Consider the following 21,187-nt stretch of genomic DNA (forward strand, 5'->3'; position numbering starts at 1 on the left):
TATTTTTAACATTTACTAGTCTACTCGGCTTAGAAGGGCGTTTGGTCTATTTATTAATTGTATGTAGATCAGGCGCTTTGCCCCAATTACCGTATTCTCCCTTCCTCATCAGACCAGTTTACGGTTACTGATTTTTCTTAACAAATTCAACAATAAAGCTTAACACCCAGCAAAAGGTAAATGCTTTGCTATGCTTGTGAGTATTTACCTCGAAATCGATCTGCCTTAAACTAGATAGGTAAAATGGTATTACCAATTGTGTTTGTGATTAAATATTCCACGATTATTTTTTACATTCACCGCTCTTATAACGTCGCTATTGTTATAGAGCACGGTTTAAATAGAAGGATACGTAGCGCGCATGCGGCAGCAGCGAAAAAAACTCTCTGATGTGATTACCGAGCAACTCGAGTCAATGATACTCGACGGTACGTTATTGGCTGGTCAGAAATTACCGCCAGAGAGAGAGCTTGCGCTTGAATTTGATGTATCGCGACCTTCGCTTAGGGAAGCCATTGGTAATTTACAGGCACGTGGGTTGGTAGAACGCAAGCAAGGCGGCGGTACGTTTGTTAATCGCAACCTTAATTCTGCCATGACAGACCCCCTAATGGACTTAGTTAGCCAGCGTCCTGAAACTCAATTTGATTTGCTTGAATTTCGTCATGCGCTTGAAGGGATGGCGGCGTACTACGCGGCACTTCGTGGTCAACCTGAAGATTACAACGCATTGAAGCAAGCATTGAACGACGTACCTACGCCTAAAGCGCACGAAAGCAAGCGTGCCCAAGCTGAGGCGCTAGGACAGTTTTATATCATTATGGCAAGAGCATCACACAATATGGTGTTGTTGCACGTAATGAGCACCATGCAAAGCATGCTGGTGGACAATATTGAACGAAACTTTGACATGCTGGCAGCGCACCCTGAAGCGGTGGAAGACATTGCTAAGCAGCGTCGTGAAATTGTAGAAGCCATTGCTTCTCGCGACCCTGAAGCTGCGCGTCAGGCATGTAATACGCATTTGGCGTTTATTGAAAAAACGCTATTAACCATTAATCAACGCGATACCCGCGTACAGCGCGCATTGCGACGATTAGAGATTTAGTTACTAGTCTGACTTTTTATAAGATAAGGGCTAGATAGCTATTCATTCGCAGAGGCCGGTCAGGTTTTTCCTGTGCCACTGCAAAAGCAGGTGAGCCAGATTGGGTCACTGTGAGTACAACGTAATTTAGTTTTCCTTCTTTTAGCGCCTTTAAGAGTATAGGCAATGCTAAGGGAGGATTTTCTATATAAGCAAAAAATAGGATGGCACCATGTCTGATATGATGCACCAAGATGTAGATCCTCAAGAAACTAAAGAGTGGATTGATGCGCTTGAGTCGGTTTTAGAAGAGGAAGGCGTAGAACGCGCCCACTATTTACTCGAAAAACTTATTGATAAAGCTCGTCGCAGCGGAGCGCATCTACCGTATGACGCAACTACTGCCTACATCAATACTATCCCAGCAGCGCAAGAGCCAAAAATGCCTGGTGACTTGACCATCGAAGCGCGCATCCGTGCGGCAATTCGTTGGAACGCATTGATGATTGTATTGCGTGCATCTAAGAAAGACCTAGAGCTTGGTGGTCACATTGGTAGCTTCGCATCATCGGCTATGCTTTACGATGTTGGCTTTAACCACTTCTTCAAAGCGCCTAACGAGAACCAAGGCGGCGACTTTATTTTCGCTCAGGGCCATATTTCTCCAGGTATTTATGCGCGCTCATATATGGAAGGCAACTTAACTGAAGAGCAGTTAAACAACTTCCGTCAAGAGTGTGCTGGCGATGGTCTGTCGTCTTACCCACACCCTCACTTGATGAAAGACTACTGGCAGTTCCCAACCGTATCTATGGGTCTTGGTCCACTTCAAGCTATCTACACAGCGCGCTTCCTTAAGTACCTAACTAACCGTGGTATCAAAGACTGTTCAGGTCAGCGCGTTTACTGCTACATGGGTGACGGTGAGTGTGATGAGCCAGAAAGCTTGGGTGCAATTGGTCTTGCTTCTCGTGAAGGCCTAGACAACCTAACGTTTGTTATCAACTGTAACCTTCAACGTCTAGACGGCCCGGTACGTGGTAACGGCAAAATTATCCAAGAACTTGAAGGCACATTCCGCGGCGCTGGCTGGGAAGTTGTGAAAGTTATTTGGGGTAGCTACTGGGATGAGCTATTAGCTCGTGATAAATCTGGCAAGCTAATTCAGCTTATGGGTGAAACGGTAGACGGTGAATACCAGAACTGTAAAGCCAAAGGCGGCAAGTACACCCGTGAAAACTTCTTCAACAAGTATCCTGAAACAGCGGCACTTGTAGCGAACATGTCTGACGACGACATCTGGCGCTTGAACCGTGGTGGTCACGATCCAGTTAAAGTATTCGCGGCTTACCAAAAAGCCATTGATACGAAAGGTCGTCCAACGGTAATCCTTGCTAAAACGGTTAAAGGTTTCGGTCTAGGTGCATCAGGCGAAGCACAAAACGTAGCGCACAACGTTAAGAAAATGGACGTTGATTCAATCAAAGCGTTCCGCGATCGTTTCAATATTCCTGTAGCAGACGAGAAAATTGCTGACCTGCCATACTTCAAGTTCGACGAAGACAGCGAAGAAATGAAGTACCTTCGCGAGCGTCGTGAAGCACTAGGCGGTTACTTGCCTTCTCGCCGTGAACAGGCTGAAGAACAGCTTGAAATTCCTGAGCTAAGTGCATTCGACGCTATCTTAAAAGGGTCAGGTGACCGTCAAGTATCGTCAACCATGACGTTTGTACGTGTACTTAACGCGCTATTGAAAGATAAGAAAATTGGTAAGCGTATTGTGCCAATTATTCCTGATGAAGCCCGAACATTTGGTATGGAAGGCTTGTTCCGTCAGGTAGGTATTTACGCCAATGAAGGCCAGAAATACGTACCGCAAGATGCCGACCAAGTCGCTTACTATCGCGAAGATAAGAAAGGTCAGGTATTACAAGAAGGTATTAACGAGCTAGGTGCAATGGCATCGTGGGTTGCGTCGGGTACGTCTTACTCAACGTGTAACGCTACCACTATTCCGTTCTACATTTACTACTCAATGTTTGGTTTCCAACGTGTTGGTGACCTTGCATGGGCGGCAGGCGATAGCCAAGCGCGTGGTTTCCTTTTAGGCGCAACTGCGGGTAGAACCACACTTAACGGTGAAGGTCTACAGCACCAAGACGGCCACTCACATGTTCAAGCGAACCTAATTCCTAACTGTATTACTTACGACCCAACGTATGGTTACGAAGTAGCAGTTATCGTTCAAGACGGTCTACGTCGCATGTACGGTAATAACGAGAATATTTTCTATTACCTAACGTTGATGAACGAAAACTATCAACACCCAGAAATGCCTGAAGGCGATGATATTGCTGAGCAAATCATCAAAGGCATTTACAAGCTAGAGCGCGTTGAAAATGACAAGTCTAAGCTGAATGTTCAGTTGATGGGCTCAGGCACTATCTTGAACGAAGTACGTAAAGCGGCACAGATTCTTTGTGACGACTACAACGTATCTTCTGACGTTTACTCAGTGACCTCGTTCAACGAGCTAGCACGTGAAGGTCAAGACGTAGCACGCTGGAACATGCTAAACCCAGAAGCTGAGCAAAAAGTACCTTACATTGGTCAGGTAATTACGAAAGACGCAGGTCCTGCGATTTCTGCCACTGACTATGTGAAGAACTACTCAGACCAAGTACGTGCGTTCATCGAAACTGAATACCGCTGCCTAGGTACAGACGGTTTCGGTCGAAGCGATAGCCGTGAAAACTTGCGTACTCACTTTGAAGTTAATGCGTCATACATTGTGGTGGCATCACTTTACGAATTGGCTCAGCGCGGTGACGTTGAGAAGAAAGTGGTAGCAGAAGCCATTAAGCGTTTTGAAATTAACGCTGAAAAACTTAACCCACTTTACGCGTAAGCCAGATAAGGTATTTTACATATGTCAGATATTCAAAAGATTATCGTACCCGACGTAGGCGGTGACGAAGTTGAAGTTATCGAGCTATGTGTTGCCGTAGGCGACAACATTGAGGCTGATGAAGGCGTTGTTACTGTTGAAAGTGACAAGGCGTCAATGGACATCCCAGCACCGTTTGAAGGTGAGATTGTTAGCCTGTCTGTATCAGTAGGCGATAAAATCAAAGAAGGCGATGTGATTGGTGAAATGAAAGTTGCCAATGGTGACAGTGCCGATGAAGGCGCGTCTGAAGAAAACGCTTCAGATGAATCTTCTAAAGAAGATGCACCTAAGCAAGAAGCACCAAAAGACGAAAGCAAGTCAGAAGCAGCGCCAGCTGCGTCTGGCAGCAGCGAAGTGATTGAAGTTGCAGTTCCGGATATCGGTTCTGACGACGAAGTAGACGTAATCGACGTATTGGTTTCAGTGGGCGACACCATCGAAAAAGAAGATGGGCTAATTACTCTTGAAACCGATAAAGCAACCATGGATGTTCCTTCAACACACGCAGGTACGGTGAAAGAAGTATTCATCAGTACTGGCGATAAAGTGAAAGAAGGCACAGTTGTTATTAAGCTTGAAGTAGCGGGTTCAGGCTCGTCTTCAAGTGAATCGGCGTCTAGCGATGCTTCTTCTGAAGCGTCTGCACAGGAAAGTGCAAAGCAAGAATCAGCGCCAGCGGCGTCTGCAAGTAGCGAGACTATCGAAGTTGCTGTACCAGACATTGGTGAAGACGGTGAAGTTGACGTTATCGACGTACTTGTATCAGCTGGCGATACCGTTGAAAAAGAAGACGGCCTAATTACGCTAGAAACTGATAAAGCGACCATGGATGTGCCTTCAACACATGCAGGTACGATTAAAGAAGTCTTTATCAAAGCGGGTGACAAAGTTAAGCAAGGCACCTTGGTTGTTAAGCTTGAGACCAGCGGTGGTTCGTCTTCAAGTGCAGCTGAAAAGCCTGCTGAAGCGCCTAAGCAAGAAGAGACTAAACAAGACTCACAGCAAGACGAGACTCAACAAGCGTCACAGCAGGAAGCCTCGCAAGGTCGCTCTCCAGTGCCTCCAGCGCCAGAAGCCAAGAATACAGGTAAAGCACATGCTTCTCCTTCGGTTCGCCGTATTGCTCGTGAGTTTGGTGTAGACCTCACTCAAGTTAACGGCTCTGGCCCTAAAAACCGTATCTTGAAAGAAGACGTTCAAGCCTATGTGAAAGCTGAGCTTGCGAAACCTCGCACAGCAGCAGCTTCAGGCAGTGCGCCTGTGGGCGACAACGTACTTCAAATCGTGCCAGTTAAACCTGTTGATCACAGCAAGTTTGGTGAGATTGAAGAACAAAAGCTTTCTCGAATTCAAAAGATCTCTGGACCATTCTTACACCGTAACTGGGCGACTATCCCGCACGTTACGCAGTTCGACGAAGCAGATATCACTGAAGTTGAAGAATTCCGTAAAGAGCAAAACGCTTACCACGCGAAAATTAAGTCTGGTCTTAAGATCACACCACTAGTATTCGTTATGAAAGCGGTAGCGAAAGCGCTTGAGAAATACGAAGTATTCAACTCATCACTGTCTGATGATGGCGAGAGCTTAATCATTAAGAAATTTATCAACATTGGTATTGCGGTTGAAACACCGGGAGGCCTTGTTGTACCTGTTATTCGTGACGTGAATAAGAAAGGTATTGAGCAGCTGTCTCAAGAACTTATCGAAACATCTAAGAAAGCCCGTGAAGGCAAGCTTAAAGCGGCCGACATGCAGGGTGGAACGTTCACTATCTCTAGTCTAGGTGGTATTGGTGGCACGGCGTTTACGCCTATTGTAAATGCACCAGAAGTCGCCATATTAGGTGTGTCTAAGTCTGAGATGAAGCCTAAGTGGAATGGTAAAGAGTTTGAGCCGCGCTTAATGGTGCCGCTAAGCCTGTCATACGACCACCGAGTAATCGATGGTGCGGTAGGTGCAAGATTCTCTACTGAGGTTGCTGCAAACCTAACTGACTTACGCAGAATCATACTTTAAATAAAAGGTCGAAAAAGTTTACAATATCAGTAACATTTTCGACGATTTTATAAGCCCATTTGGTGGCATTTAGGTTATGCTATTACACAAAAGTAATAGCATGACCCTACAAGAACAGGATTGAGGTTCACAATGAGCGAAATTAAAACGCAATTGGTGGTACTGGGCGGCGGCCCTGGCGGTTATTCAGCAGCATTCCGTGCGGCTGACTTAGGTATTGAAACAGTTGTCGTAGACTCTCGCGACACGCTTGGTGGTGTTTGTCTTAACGTTGGCTGTATCCCTTCAAAAGCCCTTCTTCACGTTGCTAAAGTGATGAAAGAAGCGAAGCACCTTGCTAGCCACGGTGTATCGTTTGGCGAGCCTACCATCGATTTAGATAAAATCCGCGAATACAAAGACGGCGTTGTTAAGCAATTGACAAATGGCCTTAGCGGTATGTCTAAAATGCGTAAAACCAAGCATGTACAAGGCTTCGGTAAATTTACAGGCGCAAACACCCTAGAAGTAAAAAATGGTGACGACGTTACTACTATTACTTTCGAGAAAGCAATTATCGCTGCGGGTTCTGAGCCAGTAAGCCTACCGTTCATCCCAGAAGATGATCGTGTAATCGACTCAACTGGCGCACTGGAAATGAAAGACATTCCAGAGAAAATGCTAGTACTAGGCGGTGGTATCATCGGTCTAGAAATGGGTACTGTGTACGAAGCACTTGGCTCGAACATTGATGTAGTTGAATTCTTAGATCAGCTAATTCCAGCCGCTGACAAAGACATCATGAAAGTGTTCATGAAAGACTACAAAGACAAGTTTAACATCATGCTTGAAACCAAAGTGACTGCGGTTGAAGCAAAAGACGATGGCTTGTACGTAACATTTGAAGGTAAGAACGCACCTGCTGAGCCAGTGCGCTACGACAAAGTACTTGTTGCTGTTGGTCGTAAGCCAAACGGTAAGCTAGTTGGCGCAGATGCAGCTGGCGTAAACGTTGACGAGCGTGGCTTCATCAACGTTGATAAGCAAATGCGTACTAACGTTGACCACATCTTCGCAATCGGTGACCTTGTAGGTCAGCCAATGCTTGCGCACAAAGCGGTTCACGAAGGTCACGTTGCTGCAGAAGTTATTGCTGGACAGAAGCATTACTTCGACCCACGTGCTATTCCTTCAGTAGCGTACACTGAGCCAGAAGTTGCTTGGGTTGGTCTAACTGAAAAAGAAGCGAAAGAGCAGGGCGTAAGCTATGAAACAGCAACGTTCCCATGGGCTGCTTCAGGCCGTGCAATTGCATCTGATGCAACTAACGGTATGACTAAGATGATTTTCGAAAAAGAAACGGGCCGCGTAATCGGTGGTGCTATGGTAGGTACCAACGCGGGCGAAATGCTTGGCGAAATCGGCCTAGCTATTGAGATGGGTGCTGACGCTGAAGACGTAGCATTGACTATCCACGCTCACCCAACGCTTAACGAATCAATTGGTCTTGCGTCTGAAATCTTCGAAGGAAGTATTACTGACCTGCCAAACCCGAAAGCAAAGAAAAAGAAGTAAATTAGCTTCTTTGTTCGAACTACGAAAAAACCGCTCTTTGAGCGGTTTTTTTATTAGGGCTTTGAATGTTTTAGAAGCACTTTACTTGCGGTAACACGACGCGATGACGAACATGTTAAGTCTCGCTGAGTGGTTAGTTATCTAAGCAGACTGGTATTAAGCCGTTTCTTTTCCAACCACTACAGTGTCGCGTTCTTCTTCCATTTCATCATTGCTGGGTGTTTTCAAATGCGCTGGCGTAAATTCTTCACAGTCCATATTGCGCTGGTCCATAAAGCGTTTAACCGTTTCGGCGCAATAGGCTTTTCTACAGCATTGAGAGAGCAGCATTTCATGACGTTGTACGCGCTCGCGAATAAATCTGACTACGAGACCTCTAAGCCACTGTAAGCCCGCGTCTTGATCCTGACGTTTGTGCCACATTACAGATAGCGGAGAGCTGACAATTTCTATTGGTGTTTCAAATACGGCCAATTCCCCTGAGAAAATCTCTTTTTCCATTACCAAAGACGGTGCTACACAAATAAGGTTGCTCTCTTTTAGTAATGGTGTAGCGTTATAAAACTGGTTTACTGACATTGCCACGCGGCGTTTAAGGCCTAAATTCGCCAGTACCTGATCCGTAGGGCCAGTCACATCACCCGTAACAGAAACTAGAAGGTGGTCAGCCGCAACAAAGTCTTCCAAGGTCAATTGAGATTTTGCTAATGGATGATCGGGGCGCATTACCACAACCCAGCTTGGGTCGAGAACATGTTCGGCACGAATAACAGAGCCAGGCTCCTGATATTTAGAGAAAGTGAGCTCTGCTTCAGCATCTTTGAGTATTTTATCGGTTTCCATGTCGTAATTAGGAATGGCATGGATGTTAATACCAGGCGCTTCATTCTCAATAACTTTGCGGAGCGGCCCCCACACCATAGAAACGATGCTGTCAGTTGCAGCTATACGAAAGGTACGCTTAGCTGTTGCAGGGTTAAAGTCAGTTGGGTTAACGGCGACTTCGAGCTCGCCTAAAGGGCCCTGAATCTGGCTCCATAAATTTTTAGCAAATGAGGTAGGTTGAATACCACGGCCGTCTTTAACGAACAGTTCATCTTTCCAGGCTGTGCGCATACGAGAGAGTGCGTTAGATACCGCAGGTTGCGTCATCGACAGCCTGTCAGCTGCGCGGGTAATTGCACCTTCGGTCATGATGGCATCAAAAATCATCAATAAATTTAAATCATGTGGACGCATGGTTGTCTCCGGTGTCTATTGCGGACAATCTACTTTCATCTACCGAACGATGAAAAAAGCTGCCGTTTACTTCTTTTTTGGCTATGTAATTTAACTGACATAGTTTAGTTATAGGTTATAGCTAAAAGCATTTATTTTCCAAATGAATGCGACGAGCGACACTGGTACACTATATCGCTGTAACCGTTGATTTCCCTAAGCTCTCGCTTTTTATACGGTTATTCTCATTTTCTCTGCAAAACCATTCTTCTAAATCTTTAAAAGCAGTTGTCTCTGTCAGCCCGATCTTCAATATATAACATCATGTGATGTGTTGCATATAAAAAGATAATTATTTTTATTGTTGGTGGCGATGCATAATGCACAGCATCAAACTTTAGTTTAATTTTTAAGAGAATCTTGCAATGAAAACTTTTACCCGTTTATTGGCAATAGTAAGCCTAACTGCGCTTGTCGCTGCATGCGGTGGTGACGAGCAGGATCCAAGTCAATCAATGAGCGCTGGCGCAAATGCTGGTGTTCCTGTTGATGTGGCAACGGTAGTGTCTCAGCGTTTAACCGAGTGGGATAATTTTACAGGTCGTTTAGAGTCTCCGCAAATTGTTGCGCTTCGCCCTCGCGTGTCGGGCTATATTGACTTTGTTGCATTTGACGAAGGCGAATATGTCGAACAAGGGCAAACCTTATTCTTAATTGATAACCGCACGTTTAAAGCAGAAGTTGATCGATTGACTGCACAGCTTGAAGAAGCCAAAAGTCGCGTTCAGTTGGCTGAGCAAAACTATAGCCGTGCTTTTAAACTTCGTAAAACCCAGGCGGTTTCTGAAGAAGTTCTTGATGCCCGTTTAGCTGAGAAAAACCAAGCGCTTGCAAGCTTAAACCAAACGCAAGCCGCACTTGAAGTAGCGCGCCTGAATCGAGGCTTTGCTCGTGTTGAAGCTCCTATTTCTGGACGTATTTCTCGCGCAAACATTACTGAAGGTAACTTTGTTACCGCAGGACAAACAGAGTTGACTCGCATCGTATCGACCGACCGTTTATATGCGTATTTCGATATTGATGAGCAGACCTACCTAAACTATCTAACCGATAAATCAGCGGCTTCAACAGCAGTGAGCGAGCAGCCGGTAGCGATGCGCCTTGCTAACGAGTCTGATTATAACCACTGGGGTCAAATTGATTTCATCGACAACCAGGTTAACGGTAGCACCGGCACACTTCGCGTTCGTGCCGTATTTAATAACGAAGAAGGTCGTTTAATTCCGGGATTGTTTGCACACTTAAAATTGGCAGGTGACACCGATGAACAGGGCATTCTTATTAAAGAAAAAGCTATCGGCACAGATCTTAATAATAAGTTTGTACTGGTTGTAAACGACGAAAGTAAAGTGGAATACCGTGCGGTTAAGCTAGGCGACAAAGTGGGTAGCATGCGCATCATCACAAGCGGCTTGAATGTAAACGACACCATTGTGGTTGATGGCTTACAGCGCGTTCGCCCTGGTGCCCAAGTTGCTGCTAACGAAGTGCCTATGGGTGATGAAGATGCTTTGGCAAACTTATCTAGCTGGCAGTCACGTGTTGATAATGCAACACAAGTAACCCAAAACATGGCGCAGTATGAAGATGTTTTATCTGGTGGTTCATTTGCCACAGGTACAGCAACAGCAGGTCTTAAGTAATGAACATTTCGCAGTTTTTCATTAGCCGCCCGATTTTTGCGGGCGTGCTTTCCCTACTTATTTTTATAGGTGGTGCAATTGCTGTCTGGCAACTGCCTATCACTGAATACCCAGAAGTAGTGCCGCCTACCGTGGTGGTAACTGCGAATTATCCCGGTGCAAACCCAGAAGTTATCGCGGAAACAGTTGCAACGCCGCTAGAGCAAGAAATTAACGGTGTTGAAAACATGCTGTATATGTCATCACAGGCAACCAGTGATGGCCGTATGACACTAACAATTACGTTTGCCATTGGTACTGATCCTGATGAAGCCACAACGCTGGTACAAAACCGTGTAAATCGCGCGACACCGCGTTTACCTCAAGAAGTGCAGCGCTTAGGTGTGGTAACTGAAAAATCGTCACCAGATTTAACCATGGTAGTGCATTTAACGTCGCCTGATAATCGTTATGACATGCTGTATCTTTCAAACTATGCTGATCAGTTTGTTAAAGACGAGCTAGCGCGAATCAATGGCGTTGGGCAAGTGCGCCTGTTTGGTGCTGGTGAATTCAGCATGCGAGTATGGTTAGAGCCTAACAAACTGGCTGCGCTCCAGTTAAACCCTGGTGATGTGGCAGCAGCTATTGCCGACCAAAACCAGCAAGCGGCGGCAGGTAGCCTAGGTGCACAGCCTACGGGTACCAGCGAATTTCAGCTGCTTATCAATGTGCGCGGCCGTTTAAAAGATGAAGCCGAATTTGAAAATATTATTGTTAAGTCGGGTGAGAATGGTGAAATAACCCGTCTTAAAGACGTTGCGCGTATCGAACTAGGTTCAGAGTTTTATGCACTGCGTTCACTTATTAACAATAACCCTGCGGCAGCGGTTCCGGTTTTCCAAGCACCAGGCTCTAATGCAATCCAAATTTCAGATGACGTTCGCGCTCGTATGGCGGAACTGTCTAAGGCGTTCCCTGAAGGCCTTGAATACGAAATTGCCTACGATCCTACCGTATTTGTTCGCGGTTCGATTGAAGCGGTAATTAGTACACTTCTTGAAGCTGTATTGTTAGTTGTACTTGTTGTTGTACTGTTCTTACAAACATGGCGTGCGTCTATTATCCCACTCGTTGCAGTGCCTATTTCACTAGTGGGAACGTTCGCCTTTATGCAGCTAATGGGCTTCTCGCTGAATGCACTGTCGCTGTTTGGTCTAGTGTTGGCAATCGGTATTGTAGTAGACGACGCCATCGTTGTTGTCGAAAACGTAGAGCGTAATATCTCTGAAGGCAAAGCGCCGTTTGAAGCCACCGTACAGGCAATGAAAGAAGTAACCGGTCCTATTATTGCCACAACATTGGTACTTGCTGCGGTATTCGTACCTACTGCTTTCATGAGCGGTCTTACCGGGCAGTTCTATAAGCAGTTTGCGCTAACAATTACTATCTCTACGGTAATTTCTGCAATTAACTCGTTAACGCTTAGCCCTGCATTATCTGCATTACTGTTGAAACCTCACGGTAAAGCGAATGATTGGTTAACCCGTTTAATGGATAAAGTGTTTGGCCGCTTTGTATTTTCACCGTTTAACCGTTTCTTTGACCGCAACTCAAAGCGCTACACTGGTGCTGTGGGTGGGCTTATCCGCAAGAGCAGTATCATCATGGTGCTTTACGCGGGTCTGCTAGGACTCACGTACTTCCAGTTTGCCAATACACCAACAGGCTACGTTCCACCGCAGGATAAGCAGTATTTGGTCGCCTTTGCTCAACTGCCTAATGCAGCAAGCTTAGACAGAACTGAAGAAGTGATCCGTGAAATGTCTCGTATTGCTATGGAACACCCTGGTGTTGAAGATGCAATTGCATTCCCTGGCTTGAATATTAACGGGTTTACCAATAGTCCAAGCTCAGGCGTGTTGTTTGCAACGCTGACTGACTTTGATAAAAGAACGACGCCTGATCTATCTGGTGGCGCTATTGCTGCACAGCTTAACCAGAACTTTGGGTCTATAAAAGGTGCCTTTGTGGCAATATTCCCGCCGCCACCAGTAATGGGGTTAGGCACGATTGGTGGTTTCCGTTTACAGGTCGAAGACAGAGGGAACCTAGGCTTTGAAGAACTTGAGCGCGTAACGCAAGAAGTGATTGGCAAAGCGTGGGCACACCCAGCGCTTACCGATGCATTTACCAGCTTCACTGTTGCTGTACCTCAGCTCGATGTGGATGTAGACCGTGAAAAAGCGGTAAGCCAAGGTGTAAACATCGATACCTTGTTTACCACCATGCAGGGCTACTTAGGTTCGTTATACGTGAACGACTTCAACTTGTTCGGTAGAACTTACCAAGTAAATGTACAAGCTGATGCCCAATACCGTCAGGATATTGAGAACATTACGCAGTTTAAAGTGCGTAATGCACAAGGTGAGATGATCCCGCTTGGCTCATTCTTGAACATTGAGCACAGTGCAGGCCCTGACCGTGTTATGCACTATAACGGATACGTCACCGCTGAAATAAACGGTGCAGCAGCGCCAGGCTATTCGTCTGACCAAGCGAAGGCAGCTATTGAAGAAATACTGGCTGAAACGTTACCACTTGGCATGACTTACGAGTGGACTGAGATCACCTATCAGCAAATATTAGCGGGTAATGCATCAGCGTTTGTATTTCCATTGGTAGTGCTTTTAGTGTTCTTGGTACTGGCCGCGCAATACGAAAGCCTGCGTTTGCCACTGGCAATCATATTGATTGTTCCCATGACCTTGCTGAGCGCGCTTATTGGTGTGCAAGTTTATGGCGGCGACAACAATATTTTTACCCAAATAGGTTTGATTGTACTGGTTGGCCTTGCAACGAAGAACGCCATTCTTATTGTCGAGTTTGCAAAAGAGCTACAAGACAAGGGGATGGACGCGCTTTCAGCTATTAAAGAAGCAAGTCGCTTACGTCTTCGTCCAATACTAATGACGTCCATTGCTTTCATCATGGGTGTACTGCCAATGGCGGTATCAACCGGTGCCGGCTCTGAAATGCGTCAGGCCATGGGTGTAGCAGTATTCTCAGGCATGATTGGTGTTACCGTATTTGGACTTATCTTAACTCCGGTATTTTATTACCTGATACAGCGTAAAGGTTAACTCTCCCGTCTACCCAAGCGTTGCCCTCTTAAGGGGCTCTTTAGGCCACTCATTTGAGTGGCCTTTTTTTTGCCACCATTGGTCAGCTTTTATCTCGTTTTGTGAAACCGAAAAGCTTATATTCGCTTGTATCCTGTTGAAAACAGAAAGAATGGAGATTCGAATGAAAATAGGTGCGGCGATAGTAATGGCGATGGGCATGGTGGTTGCTGTGTCTTTGCTTGGTGTTCAGGTGTCTTCTGCCATGAACGATATGCAAACGTGGGATAGAGTAGTAACCGTAAAAGGATTGTCAGAGCGAGAATACATTGCTGATCAGGTTATTTGGCCTATTCAATTTGTCGACGCGGGCAATGACTTACCTCAACTGTATGAACATATTGAAAAGAATAGCCTTCAGGTGGCTAGCTTTTTAGAAGAGAAGGGCATTTCAGCAGAAAGCATTACTATTGGAAAGCCTGAAATAAATGACAAATTGGCGCAACAATACGGAAGTAGTGAAAAAGCGCCATTTCGCTACAGTGCCATTCAAACCGTTACTGTCTTTTCAAATGATGTTGAAAAGGTGCGAGCGCTTATGCAACAAATTGGGGAGTTAATTAAAACTGGTATTGTATTATCAGACCAAAGCTACCGCGCTCAGCCCGACTATGTATTTACCCGCTTAAACGAAGTAAAGCCGGAAATGATTGAAGAAGCTACGCTCAATGCGAGAGAGGTTGCGGAAAAATTTGCCAAAGATTCAAAAAGTACGTTGGGCAAAATTAAGCGCGCTAACCAAGGGCAGTTCAGTATTTCTAGTCGCGATAGTCATCATCCACATATAAAGAAAGTGCGCGTGGTTTCTACTATCGAATACACACTTATCGACTAGCGCATCAGGCTTTCGAACATGGTGTAGCAGTCAACAGGCCGTATTTCGTGCTATGCTTTGTCATATCGAAAAGGCCTGCGAGTCGAATTGCTTAGTTTTAAAGCAGCGTGGCTTAGATGATTGGAATGCCTTACTGCTAATGTCTAGTGGCTAGATGTTGGAGTATGCGTTTTAATTTATATTGATAAAGCTAAAGCGTGGCCACTGTTGCTTGCTTGAAAATGCAGCCTAAGTGGTATTCGTTTCACCTTTTGAAGGTTATGCCACTGACATGACGGAACAAAAATCACAATCCCAACAGCTGGAGTTTTTTGAAATTCCAAGCCCATGCATTGGTGTGTGTGAGTCAGGTCCAAGGGGTTTCTGTAAAGGGTGCTATCGAAGTCGCGACGAGCGCCTGTACTGGCTTAAGGTTGATGATGCAACTAAACGTAAAATAATCAGCGCCTGTGCTCGGCGCAAAAAAGCGGTGCTGACGCGCGCTCGCAAGCAACAGCAAAAAGAGCTGGGGGAATCAATTGGGCAGTTCACGCTGTTTGATGATCCGCCAAGTTCAGAATAAGCGGCCTTGAGTTTGTAAAAAGTAGACTGAGAGTTTCTAGATGTCGTTAGATAAGTATGTTTCGTATGCCGCGAAATCATTTACGTTACCGGATATTTGCGTGCGCCTGCGTTCAACATTAGACGATCCCCGTTCCAGCGCCGAGGATATTGGCGAGCTTATAAGTGCTGATCCCTCTCTTACCGCGAAGGTACTAAGGCTGGCGAATAGCTCGCTGTTTCGGTTTCCTTCTCAAGTAGAATCTGTTGCCAAAGCAATCAGTGTGATTGGAGGCGAGGCCCTGTATAACTTGGTAATTGCAGAAACAGCCAGCACCGCATTTAAACGCTTTGATACTAAGTTAATAAATTTAGACAAACATTGGTATGCATCAGTGTATTGCGGCATGGTGGCCAAAAGTCTTGCGATGAGACTTAACGTGCGCGGAGCAGAACGCTTCTTTGTAATGGGTATATTGCAAAACTTAAGTGAACTGGTAGTGGCCAAGAAAGAAACTAAACGCTATCAGTCATACCTGAATGCTGAGACGAACGCGTTACCGCACGTTAATCAGTTGGAGCATTTCGGTTTTACGTTTGCTCAATGCAGCGGTATCATACTAGAAAATTGGCACTTACCTATTGGGTTGTACTATCCGGTAACGTTCATGAATGATGAAGCTAAACATAAATCTGATGTAGATATCTGCGTCCTGTGTTTAGCAAATCGAATTACGGTAAGTCAGTTAAATAAAGAAAGTTACGCTGACATTGAACTTTTTACCCCTGAGATAGCCAATACAGTAAGTCTCAACATGGAAGTGATAAGTAATTCAATTGAATACGCCGAACAAGAAACGGCAAAAATTGTGTCGCTTATTCACTGAGCTTTCGGTGCAACAACTCCGTTACTTTACTGATAATTAGCAAAATGTAGTAAAGCTCATCCAGAGGATTGGTATAACAAGCGTCGTACTAAGACGTAATCTAAAAACTATAAAGCTCAACGTAAATCAGATTATGTTCAAAAAAATCTTCCGGCCAAGCATTGTTGTTGGCATTGTTTGTTGCTGCGTGTGTGTGCACGCAAGTGCGAGGGATCTTATACAAACCCTCTATCACGCAGACTTCACGCCCGACACCGATGACGAAATCCCTCGTTTTACGCTAGACGGTGAACTAGGTGTACTTGTAAACACCGGAAACACCTCAGCTGCTAGTGTGAAAGCCGCGGTCAATGCGGACCATGAAACAGAAAATTGGAGCAGTATCTACTTCGCAGAGTTGCTCTATAAAGAAAGCGGTACGCCAACAACAGAGCGGGACATCAGCGCCCAGCGCTTTTTCACTAGCGCGCAGTTCGACTATAAACTAATGACGCCTGGTCGCCGTCTTTTTATGTACGGTGATTACGAAGACGATCAATTTACCGGTTACGATCACCGTGCTTCGCTGGCAGCAGGCTGGTCTCAGCGCCTCTGGCGCAGTGAAGACAGTGAGTTTCGCTATAGCATTGGTCCTGGCTACAGTTTTATTGAAGCTGAAGAAGATAATGAAAGCGTAGTCAACGATGGCATCATTGTAAGAGCGTCCGCCGAATACAAATACCACTGGAGCTCAGGCGCCAAGTTAAGGCAGTTTGTTAGCACTGAGGCGGGTGAAGAAAATATGAAATCGCGGTCAGAAACTTCGCTTTCAGCCAACGTATTCGGTTCACTGGCGATGAAGTTATCCTTCATACTAAACCATGAAACAGACACCGCCGAAGATGTTGCAGCCTTAAGCACAGAGACCTCCGTGGCGCTGGTCTATCAGTTTTTTTAGTCAATTAGTGTAAATTAACGGCTTATCTTTGGCTTTTTACCGTGTTCGCATTGACTGAGAGCTTTGAAAATGTACACTGCGCACCATTGTTTGCAGTGCTTGCCGCCTCGCGGCACTGTCTAGCAGATCTCTTTAAAAACTCGTGTTGTACCGCCTTGCAGTTCAAAAGGTATCGAGTACAACGAATGGACCGATAATCAATAGGATTGTTCAATGAAAAAGCAAGTGCTTGCATCTTTAGTTGCAATTTCTCTTTCTCCAGCCGCTTTCGCTCAAGACGATGAAGTTAAGCCTTTTACAATGGAAGGCGAACTAGGTTTTATTTCGACTTCAGGTAACACTGAAACCACGTCAATCAGTGCGGGTATACAGGCTCACCAAGAGCTTGAAAAATGGAGTAACGACTACGTTTTAAAAGGTCTGTACAAACAGGAAACTGTTCAACAAGAAAATGATGCAGGCGAGCAAGAAGATATCGAGTTTACTTCTGCACAGAAGTTCTTTGGTTCAGCCCAGGGTAACTACAAACTAGAAAATCCTGATAACCGTTTATTCGGCTTCGCTTCATATGAAGACGACCGCTTTAGTAACTTTAATTACCAATCAACTATTGCGGCGGGTTGGAACCAAAAAGTACTTGAGAACAAGCGCCACACCCTTGAATATTCAATTGGTCCTGGTTACTCATTCATCGAAACTCAGGATGGCGAAGATCTTGACAGCGTAATCGTTCGTGCGTCATCAGCTTATTCTTGGAAAATTTCTGATACGGCTAAATTTACGCAAACAGTAAGTACCGAAGTGGGTTCTGACAACACGAAATCTCGTGCTGAGTCTGCACTTACAGCTACAATCAGCGGTAACCTTTCAATGCGTCTTTCTTTCAAACTTGATCACAACACCAATGTTGACGACGACGTTGAAAAACTAGACACAGAAACTGCAGTTAGCTTAGTTTACAACTTCTTCTAAGCCTACCTTATATGCTCAGCGCACTGAAGTAGGGCTGGGCACTTCAACGCATTGAAGTAAAATCACAGGCATAAAAAAACGCTGCACATTGTGCAGCGTTTTTATTTAGTCTTAAAACAACTCTTCTTAGTGAAGAATACGTGTCTTAATTGTGCCATCAATTTGCTGAAGCTCTGCAAGTGCTTCATAACCACGGTCTTCTTTAACATCAACTACTACATAACCAATTTCTGCGTTAGTTTGTAGGTACTGGGCTTCGATGTTGATGCCTTTTTCTGCAAACGCTTGGTTAATCTGAGTAAGAATACCTGGCTGGTTTTTGTGTACGTGAAGTAGGCGTGAACGACCAGTATGTTCTGGCAGTGACACTTCAGGGAAGTTAACGGCTGACAGCGTTGAACCGTTATCGCTGTACTTCGCGAGTTTACCCGCCACTTCAATACCAATATTTTCTTGCGCTTCTTGCGTGCTGCCGCCCACATGCGGGGTCAGAATGACATTATCGAACGCGCGAAGCGGCGACTCGAATTCTTCAGTATTAGATTTAGGCTCAACCGGGAATACATCAATAGCAGCGCCGTTTAGTTGGCCGCTTTCCAATGCCTTCGCAAGCGCATCGATATCTACCACAGTACCGCGAGACGCGTTAATCAAAATGCTGCCTTTCTTCATTTGAGACAGTTCTTTTTCACCAATCATATCTTGAGTTTGTGGTGTTTCAGGAACGTGAAGTGAAACAACGTCAGAGGTATTAAGCAGCTTTTCAAGCGATTTTACTTGGGCAGAATTACCTAGCACAAGCTTGTCTTCGATGTCGAAAAATTGAACGCGCATACCTAGGTGTTCAGCAAGAATACTCAGCTGTGTGCCTATATGACCATAACCAATGATACCAAGTGTCTTACCACGGGCTTCATATGAGCCGACTGCCGTTTTTTCCCACTCACCGCGGTGAGCCTTGGCATTTTTACTCGGCACCTGGCGAAGCAAAAGGATAATTTGGCCAAGTACAAGTTCTGCAACCGAACGAGTGTTGGAAAATGGCGCGTTAAACACGGGAATGCCGCGGCGTTGGGTGGCTTCAAGATCAACTTGGTTGGTGCCAATACAGAAACAACCGATGGCCACAAGCTTTTGTGCTGCTTCAACTACCTTCTCTGTAATTTGAGTACGCGAGCGAATACCAACAAAGTGGGCGTCTTTAATTTTCTCAATTAACTCGTCTTCAGGAAGAGAGGTCTTGAGAAATTCAATATTGCTATACCCATTGCTTTTTAGTGTCTCCAAAGCACTTTGGTGAACACCTTCCAACAACAAAATTCGGATCTTATCCTTCTCTAATGAAACTTTGCTCATGAACTCGCTATCTCTCACTGATGTAATTTTGGTTTGCTTGCACCGCCAATCCAAGACTCTCAGAAACCTGCCATTATTAAACATAAGGCTGCGTATAACCTGCGCTGCAACGACATCGCTTTGCAACTCTGAAAGCCTTGCTTGGGCATTATTGCTACCAAGCTTTTATAATTACGTTGATTGCTTTCGTTATTAAGGAATTGGCCTTAACTAACGTAAAAGTTAAGACGCTTAGTGAACTTCTTTCAAGGACATCTAGACGTCTAAACGGAAACTAACAGAAAACGCGTTAAGTTGAAAGTAGTATTTTGTATAGCTTTTCACCGCACTATACGTCTTACTCAGTTATCACTTAAAGGTTTCAACACCACTATCTGTAGCACTTAGCACTATGTCCGCGCCTCGTAGTGCGAAAATGCCGTTCGTGACCACGCCAGGTATGTTGTTTATTTTTTGTTCTAGCTCACGAGGATTCAGAATCTCAAGGTTGTGAACATCTAAAATAACGTTGCCGTTATCGGTGACAACACCTTGTCTATATTCAGGATCGCCACCAAGTTTTACTAGCTCTCGTGCTACGAAAGAACGAGCCATGGGAATAACTTCAACGGGAAGGGGGAACGAGCCCAACACAGGAACGCGCTTACTTTCATCAACAATACACACAAACGTGGTCGCCGCACCGGCTACAATTTTCTCGCGAGTGAGTGCTGCGCCTCCGCCTTTAATCATATGCTTGTGTTCGGTCACTTCATCGGCACCGTCGATATAAACCGATAGGTTGCTGACTTCGTTTAACTCGAATACCTCAATGCCTAAGGCTTTTAAACGCTCGGTAGAGGCTTCTGAACTTGATACTGCACCTTCAATTTTGTGCTTAATTTTACCGAGTTCTTCAATAAAGAAATTTACGGTAGAACCTGTGCCCACACCGACAATGCTGTCTGCTTCAACATATTCGATGGCTGCTTTGGCTACGGCTTGTTTTTTTGCGTTCTGATCCATGGTCATTCTCCGACTTATTGTGTTCGCAAGTGTAACTTATAAGCGCACGTGAACCCACAAGTTCGTATGTTCAATTTGTTATAATGACTATCACGGTTTAGTGAATTGCAGTGTGCGCGAGGGCGTCACGATGGCATCAAGGGGGACATCCCATGGTGCAACGGGCAGAGCATCTACTTCTTGAATGTCGTGGGCAATACCCACTAACTTAGGCGTTTTACTAACCGAAAATGAATGTGAATCTGGCGCGCGTTGGGTAAAACTCAAAGTTCGGTCGTAGTAGCCGCCCCCCATACCCAGGCGATTGCCGTTTACATCAAACCCTACAAGCGGCATAAGAATAACGTCGCATTGCCTAACAGGAACGACGTTTTCACACGACAATACTGGCTCTTCAATGTTGTACTTATTCTTCACCAATTGAGAGTGCTGGGTATAAGACAAAAATAACAAATGTCCTTTACATACGGGGTGTAATACAGGTAGAGCGAATTTTTTATCATGTGAAGACTGCCAAATAGACTCGATAAAATAGGTTAAATTGACCTCGCCATCGTTAACCAAATATCCGGCTATGGTCGTGCTGTTATCAAGAAAGGGCAGTGTACGTAGTCGTGAAGAAATACGCTTAGCGGCGTCCGTATGTTGCTGGTTAGTTAACCCTCGGCGTGCCTCGCGAAGCTTTTTTCTAAGCTGAGCGCGGGCCTGCATGTCTTCTTTAGAAACGCTTGTTTGTATGGATTGCGACGGCGCAATCTGCGTTAGTTTCATTGCTAAAGCTGGTGCTGAAGCCGTTTCCGTTGAATTAACCTTGTTAGACGTCAACGATCTAGAAGTACCGCTTCCTGAAGATGAGGGGGACATGGTAGAGGAGTTCTCCTGTCTTACAATTGAGTTAGCTTATACTACCACGGCTGTTAAAAAAGGTTTGTTGGGCTAGGTAAAGATGACTCAGGTAAAATT

At 45.2% G+C, this 21,187-nt stretch carries 15 protein-coding genes; 11 read left to right on the forward strand and 4 right to left on the reverse strand.

Annotation, left to right across the window (positions count from 1 at the left end; all coding sequences use genetic code 11):
- Positions 1-361 precede the first annotated feature (361 nt).
- From pdhR to lpdA, 4 genes are all read left to right on the forward strand, one after another.
- Complete coding sequence (pdhR, locus tag MHN00_RS06090; RefSeq protein WP_014950397.1) at positions 362-1,108, forward strand: pyruvate dehydrogenase complex transcriptional repressor PdhR; 747 nt, start codon at positions 362-364, stop codon at positions 1,106-1,108.
- A 211-nt stretch (positions 1,109-1,319) separates the two neighbouring features.
- Positions 1,320-3,995 (forward strand): pyruvate dehydrogenase (acetyl-transferring), homodimeric type, encoded by a 2,676-nt coding sequence (aceE, locus tag MHN00_RS06095; RefSeq protein WP_039232184.1) that lies wholly within the window; start codon positions 1,320-1,322, stop codon positions 3,993-3,995.
- A gap of 21 nt (positions 3,996-4,016) precedes the next feature.
- Positions 4,017-6,056, forward strand: coding sequence for a pyruvate dehydrogenase complex dihydrolipoyllysine-residue acetyltransferase (gene aceF, locus MHN00_RS06100; RefSeq protein WP_239300634.1), 2,040 nt, complete (start codon positions 4,017-4,019; stop codon positions 6,054-6,056).
- A 132-nt stretch (positions 6,057-6,188) separates the two neighbouring features.
- Complete coding sequence (lpdA, locus tag MHN00_RS06105) at positions 6,189-7,610, forward strand: dihydrolipoyl dehydrogenase (RefSeq protein WP_239300635.1); 1,422 nt, start codon at positions 6,189-6,191, stop codon at positions 7,608-7,610.
- Positions 7,611-7,766: 156 nt separating this feature from the next.
- Here the strand turns inward: lpdA and MHN00_RS06110 are convergent, their stop codons facing one another.
- Positions 7,767-8,849, reverse strand: a complete 1,083-nt coding sequence (locus tag MHN00_RS06110) for a LysR family transcriptional regulator (protein ID WP_239300636.1) — start codon at positions 8,847-8,849, stop codon at positions 7,767-7,769.
- Between the two features lie 404 nt (positions 8,850-9,253).
- Between MHN00_RS06110 and MHN00_RS06115 the strand changes: the two genes are divergently transcribed.
- The 7 genes from MHN00_RS06115 to MHN00_RS06145 all read left to right on the forward strand — a co-directional run bounded on the left by MHN00_RS06115 (position 9,254) and on the right by MHN00_RS06145 (position 17,863).
- On the forward strand, positions 9,254-10,531 hold the full coding sequence (locus MHN00_RS06115; protein WP_014950392.1) for an efflux RND transporter periplasmic adaptor subunit: 1,278 nt from the start codon (positions 9,254-9,256) through the stop codon (positions 10,529-10,531).
- Complete coding sequence (locus tag MHN00_RS06120) at positions 10,531-13,653, forward strand: multidrug efflux RND transporter permease subunit (RefSeq protein WP_239300637.1); 3,123 nt, start codon at positions 10,531-10,533, stop codon at positions 13,651-13,653. Before MHN00_RS06115 ends, MHN00_RS06120 begins: the two co-directional genes overlap by 1 nt.
- Positions 13,654-13,816: 163 nt before the next feature.
- Positions 13,817-14,527 (forward strand): SIMPL domain-containing protein, encoded by a 711-nt coding sequence (locus MHN00_RS06125; protein ID WP_014977212.1) that lies wholly within the window; start codon positions 13,817-13,819, stop codon positions 14,525-14,527.
- Between the two features lie 271 nt (positions 14,528-14,798).
- On the forward strand, positions 14,799-15,089 hold the full coding sequence (locus MHN00_RS06130; protein ID WP_039228189.1) for a DUF1289 domain-containing protein: 291 nt from the start codon (positions 14,799-14,801) through the stop codon (positions 15,087-15,089).
- 40 nt (positions 15,090-15,129) lie between these two features.
- Complete coding sequence (locus tag MHN00_RS06135; protein WP_239300639.1) at positions 15,130-15,954, forward strand: HDOD domain-containing protein; 825 nt, start codon at positions 15,130-15,132, stop codon at positions 15,952-15,954.
- A 133-nt stretch (positions 15,955-16,087) separates the two neighbouring features.
- On the forward strand, positions 16,088-16,891 hold the full coding sequence (locus MHN00_RS06140) for a DUF481 domain-containing protein (protein ID WP_014950388.1): 804 nt from the start codon (positions 16,088-16,090) through the stop codon (positions 16,889-16,891).
- A gap of 213 nt (positions 16,892-17,104) precedes the next feature.
- Positions 17,105-17,863, forward strand: coding sequence for a DUF481 domain-containing protein (locus MHN00_RS06145; protein WP_014950387.1), 759 nt, complete (start codon positions 17,105-17,107; stop codon positions 17,861-17,863).
- Between the two features lie 126 nt (positions 17,864-17,989).
- Here MHN00_RS06145 and serA read toward each other — a convergent pair whose 3' ends face one another.
- The 3 genes from serA to MHN00_RS06160 form a co-directional block, all read right to left on the reverse strand.
- Entirely contained in the window at positions 17,990-19,219 is a 1,230-nt protein-coding gene (serA, locus tag MHN00_RS06150) for a phosphoglycerate dehydrogenase (protein WP_014980012.1), read from the reverse strand.
- Between the two features lie 348 nt (positions 19,220-19,567).
- Positions 19,568-20,224, reverse strand: a complete 657-nt coding sequence (gene rpiA, locus MHN00_RS06155) for a ribose-5-phosphate isomerase RpiA (RefSeq protein WP_014950385.1) — start codon at positions 20,222-20,224, stop codon at positions 19,568-19,570.
- A gap of 90 nt (positions 20,225-20,314) precedes the next feature.
- Positions 20,315-21,088: a 5-formyltetrahydrofolate cyclo-ligase gene (locus MHN00_RS06160; protein ID WP_239300641.1), complete on the reverse strand. Its 774-nt coding sequence runs from the start codon at positions 21,086-21,088 to the stop codon at positions 20,315-20,317.
- Positions 21,089-21,187 lie beyond the last annotated feature (99 nt).

The sequence above is a fragment of the Alteromonas sp. Cnat2-8 genome, from assembly GCF_022348355.1.
Taxonomy (GTDB): Bacteria; Pseudomonadota; Gammaproteobacteria; order Enterobacterales; family Alteromonadaceae; genus Alteromonas; species Alteromonas macleodii.

What these genes read in the sequence shown, in the direction of transcription:
- MHN00_RS06115 (WP_014950392.1), top strand. Translation starts at nt 9,254, where the DNA reads ATGAAAACTTTTACCCGTTTATTGGCAATAGTAAGCCTAACTGCGCTT.
- aceF (WP_239300634.1), top strand. Translation starts at nt 4,017, where the DNA reads ATGTCAGATATTCAAAAGATTATCGTACCCGACGTAGGCGGTGACGAA.
- MHN00_RS06125 (WP_014977212.1), top strand. Translation starts at nt 13,817, where the DNA reads ATGAAAATAGGTGCGGCGATAGTAATGGCGATGGGCATGGTGGTTGCT.
- MHN00_RS06110 (WP_239300636.1), bottom strand. Translation starts at nt 8,849, where the DNA reads ATGCGTCCACATGATTTAAATTTATTGATGATTTTTGATGCCATCATG.
- MHN00_RS06160 (WP_239300641.1), bottom strand. Translation starts at nt 21,088, where the DNA reads ATGTCCCCCTCATCTTCAGGAAGCGGTACTTCTAGATCGTTGACGTCT.
- serA (WP_014980012.1), bottom strand. Translation starts at nt 19,219, where the DNA reads ATGAGCAAAGTTTCATTAGAGAAGGATAAGATCCGAATTTTGTTGTTG.
- MHN00_RS06120 (WP_239300637.1), top strand. Translation starts at nt 10,531, where the DNA reads ATGAACATTTCGCAGTTTTTCATTAGCCGCCCGATTTTTGCGGGCGTG.
- MHN00_RS06140 (WP_014950388.1), top strand. Translation starts at nt 16,088, where the DNA reads ATGTTCAAAAAAATCTTCCGGCCAAGCATTGTTGTTGGCATTGTTTGT.
- MHN00_RS06130 (WP_039228189.1), top strand. Translation starts at nt 14,799, where the DNA reads ATGACGGAACAAAAATCACAATCCCAACAGCTGGAGTTTTTTGAAATT.
- lpdA (WP_239300635.1), top strand. Translation starts at nt 6,189, where the DNA reads ATGAGCGAAATTAAAACGCAATTGGTGGTACTGGGCGGCGGCCCTGGC.
- rpiA (WP_014950385.1), bottom strand. Translation starts at nt 20,224, where the DNA reads ATGGATCAGAACGCAAAAAAACAAGCCGTAGCCAAAGCAGCCATCGAA.
- MHN00_RS06145 (WP_014950387.1), top strand. Translation starts at nt 17,105, where the DNA reads ATGAAAAAGCAAGTGCTTGCATCTTTAGTTGCAATTTCTCTTTCTCCA.
- MHN00_RS06135 (WP_239300639.1), top strand. Translation starts at nt 15,130, where the DNA reads ATGTCGTTAGATAAGTATGTTTCGTATGCCGCGAAATCATTTACGTTA.
- pdhR (WP_014950397.1), top strand. Translation starts at nt 362, where the DNA reads ATGCGGCAGCAGCGAAAAAAACTCTCTGATGTGATTACCGAGCAACTC.
- aceE (WP_039232184.1), top strand. Translation starts at nt 1,320, where the DNA reads ATGTCTGATATGATGCACCAAGATGTAGATCCTCAAGAAACTAAAGAG.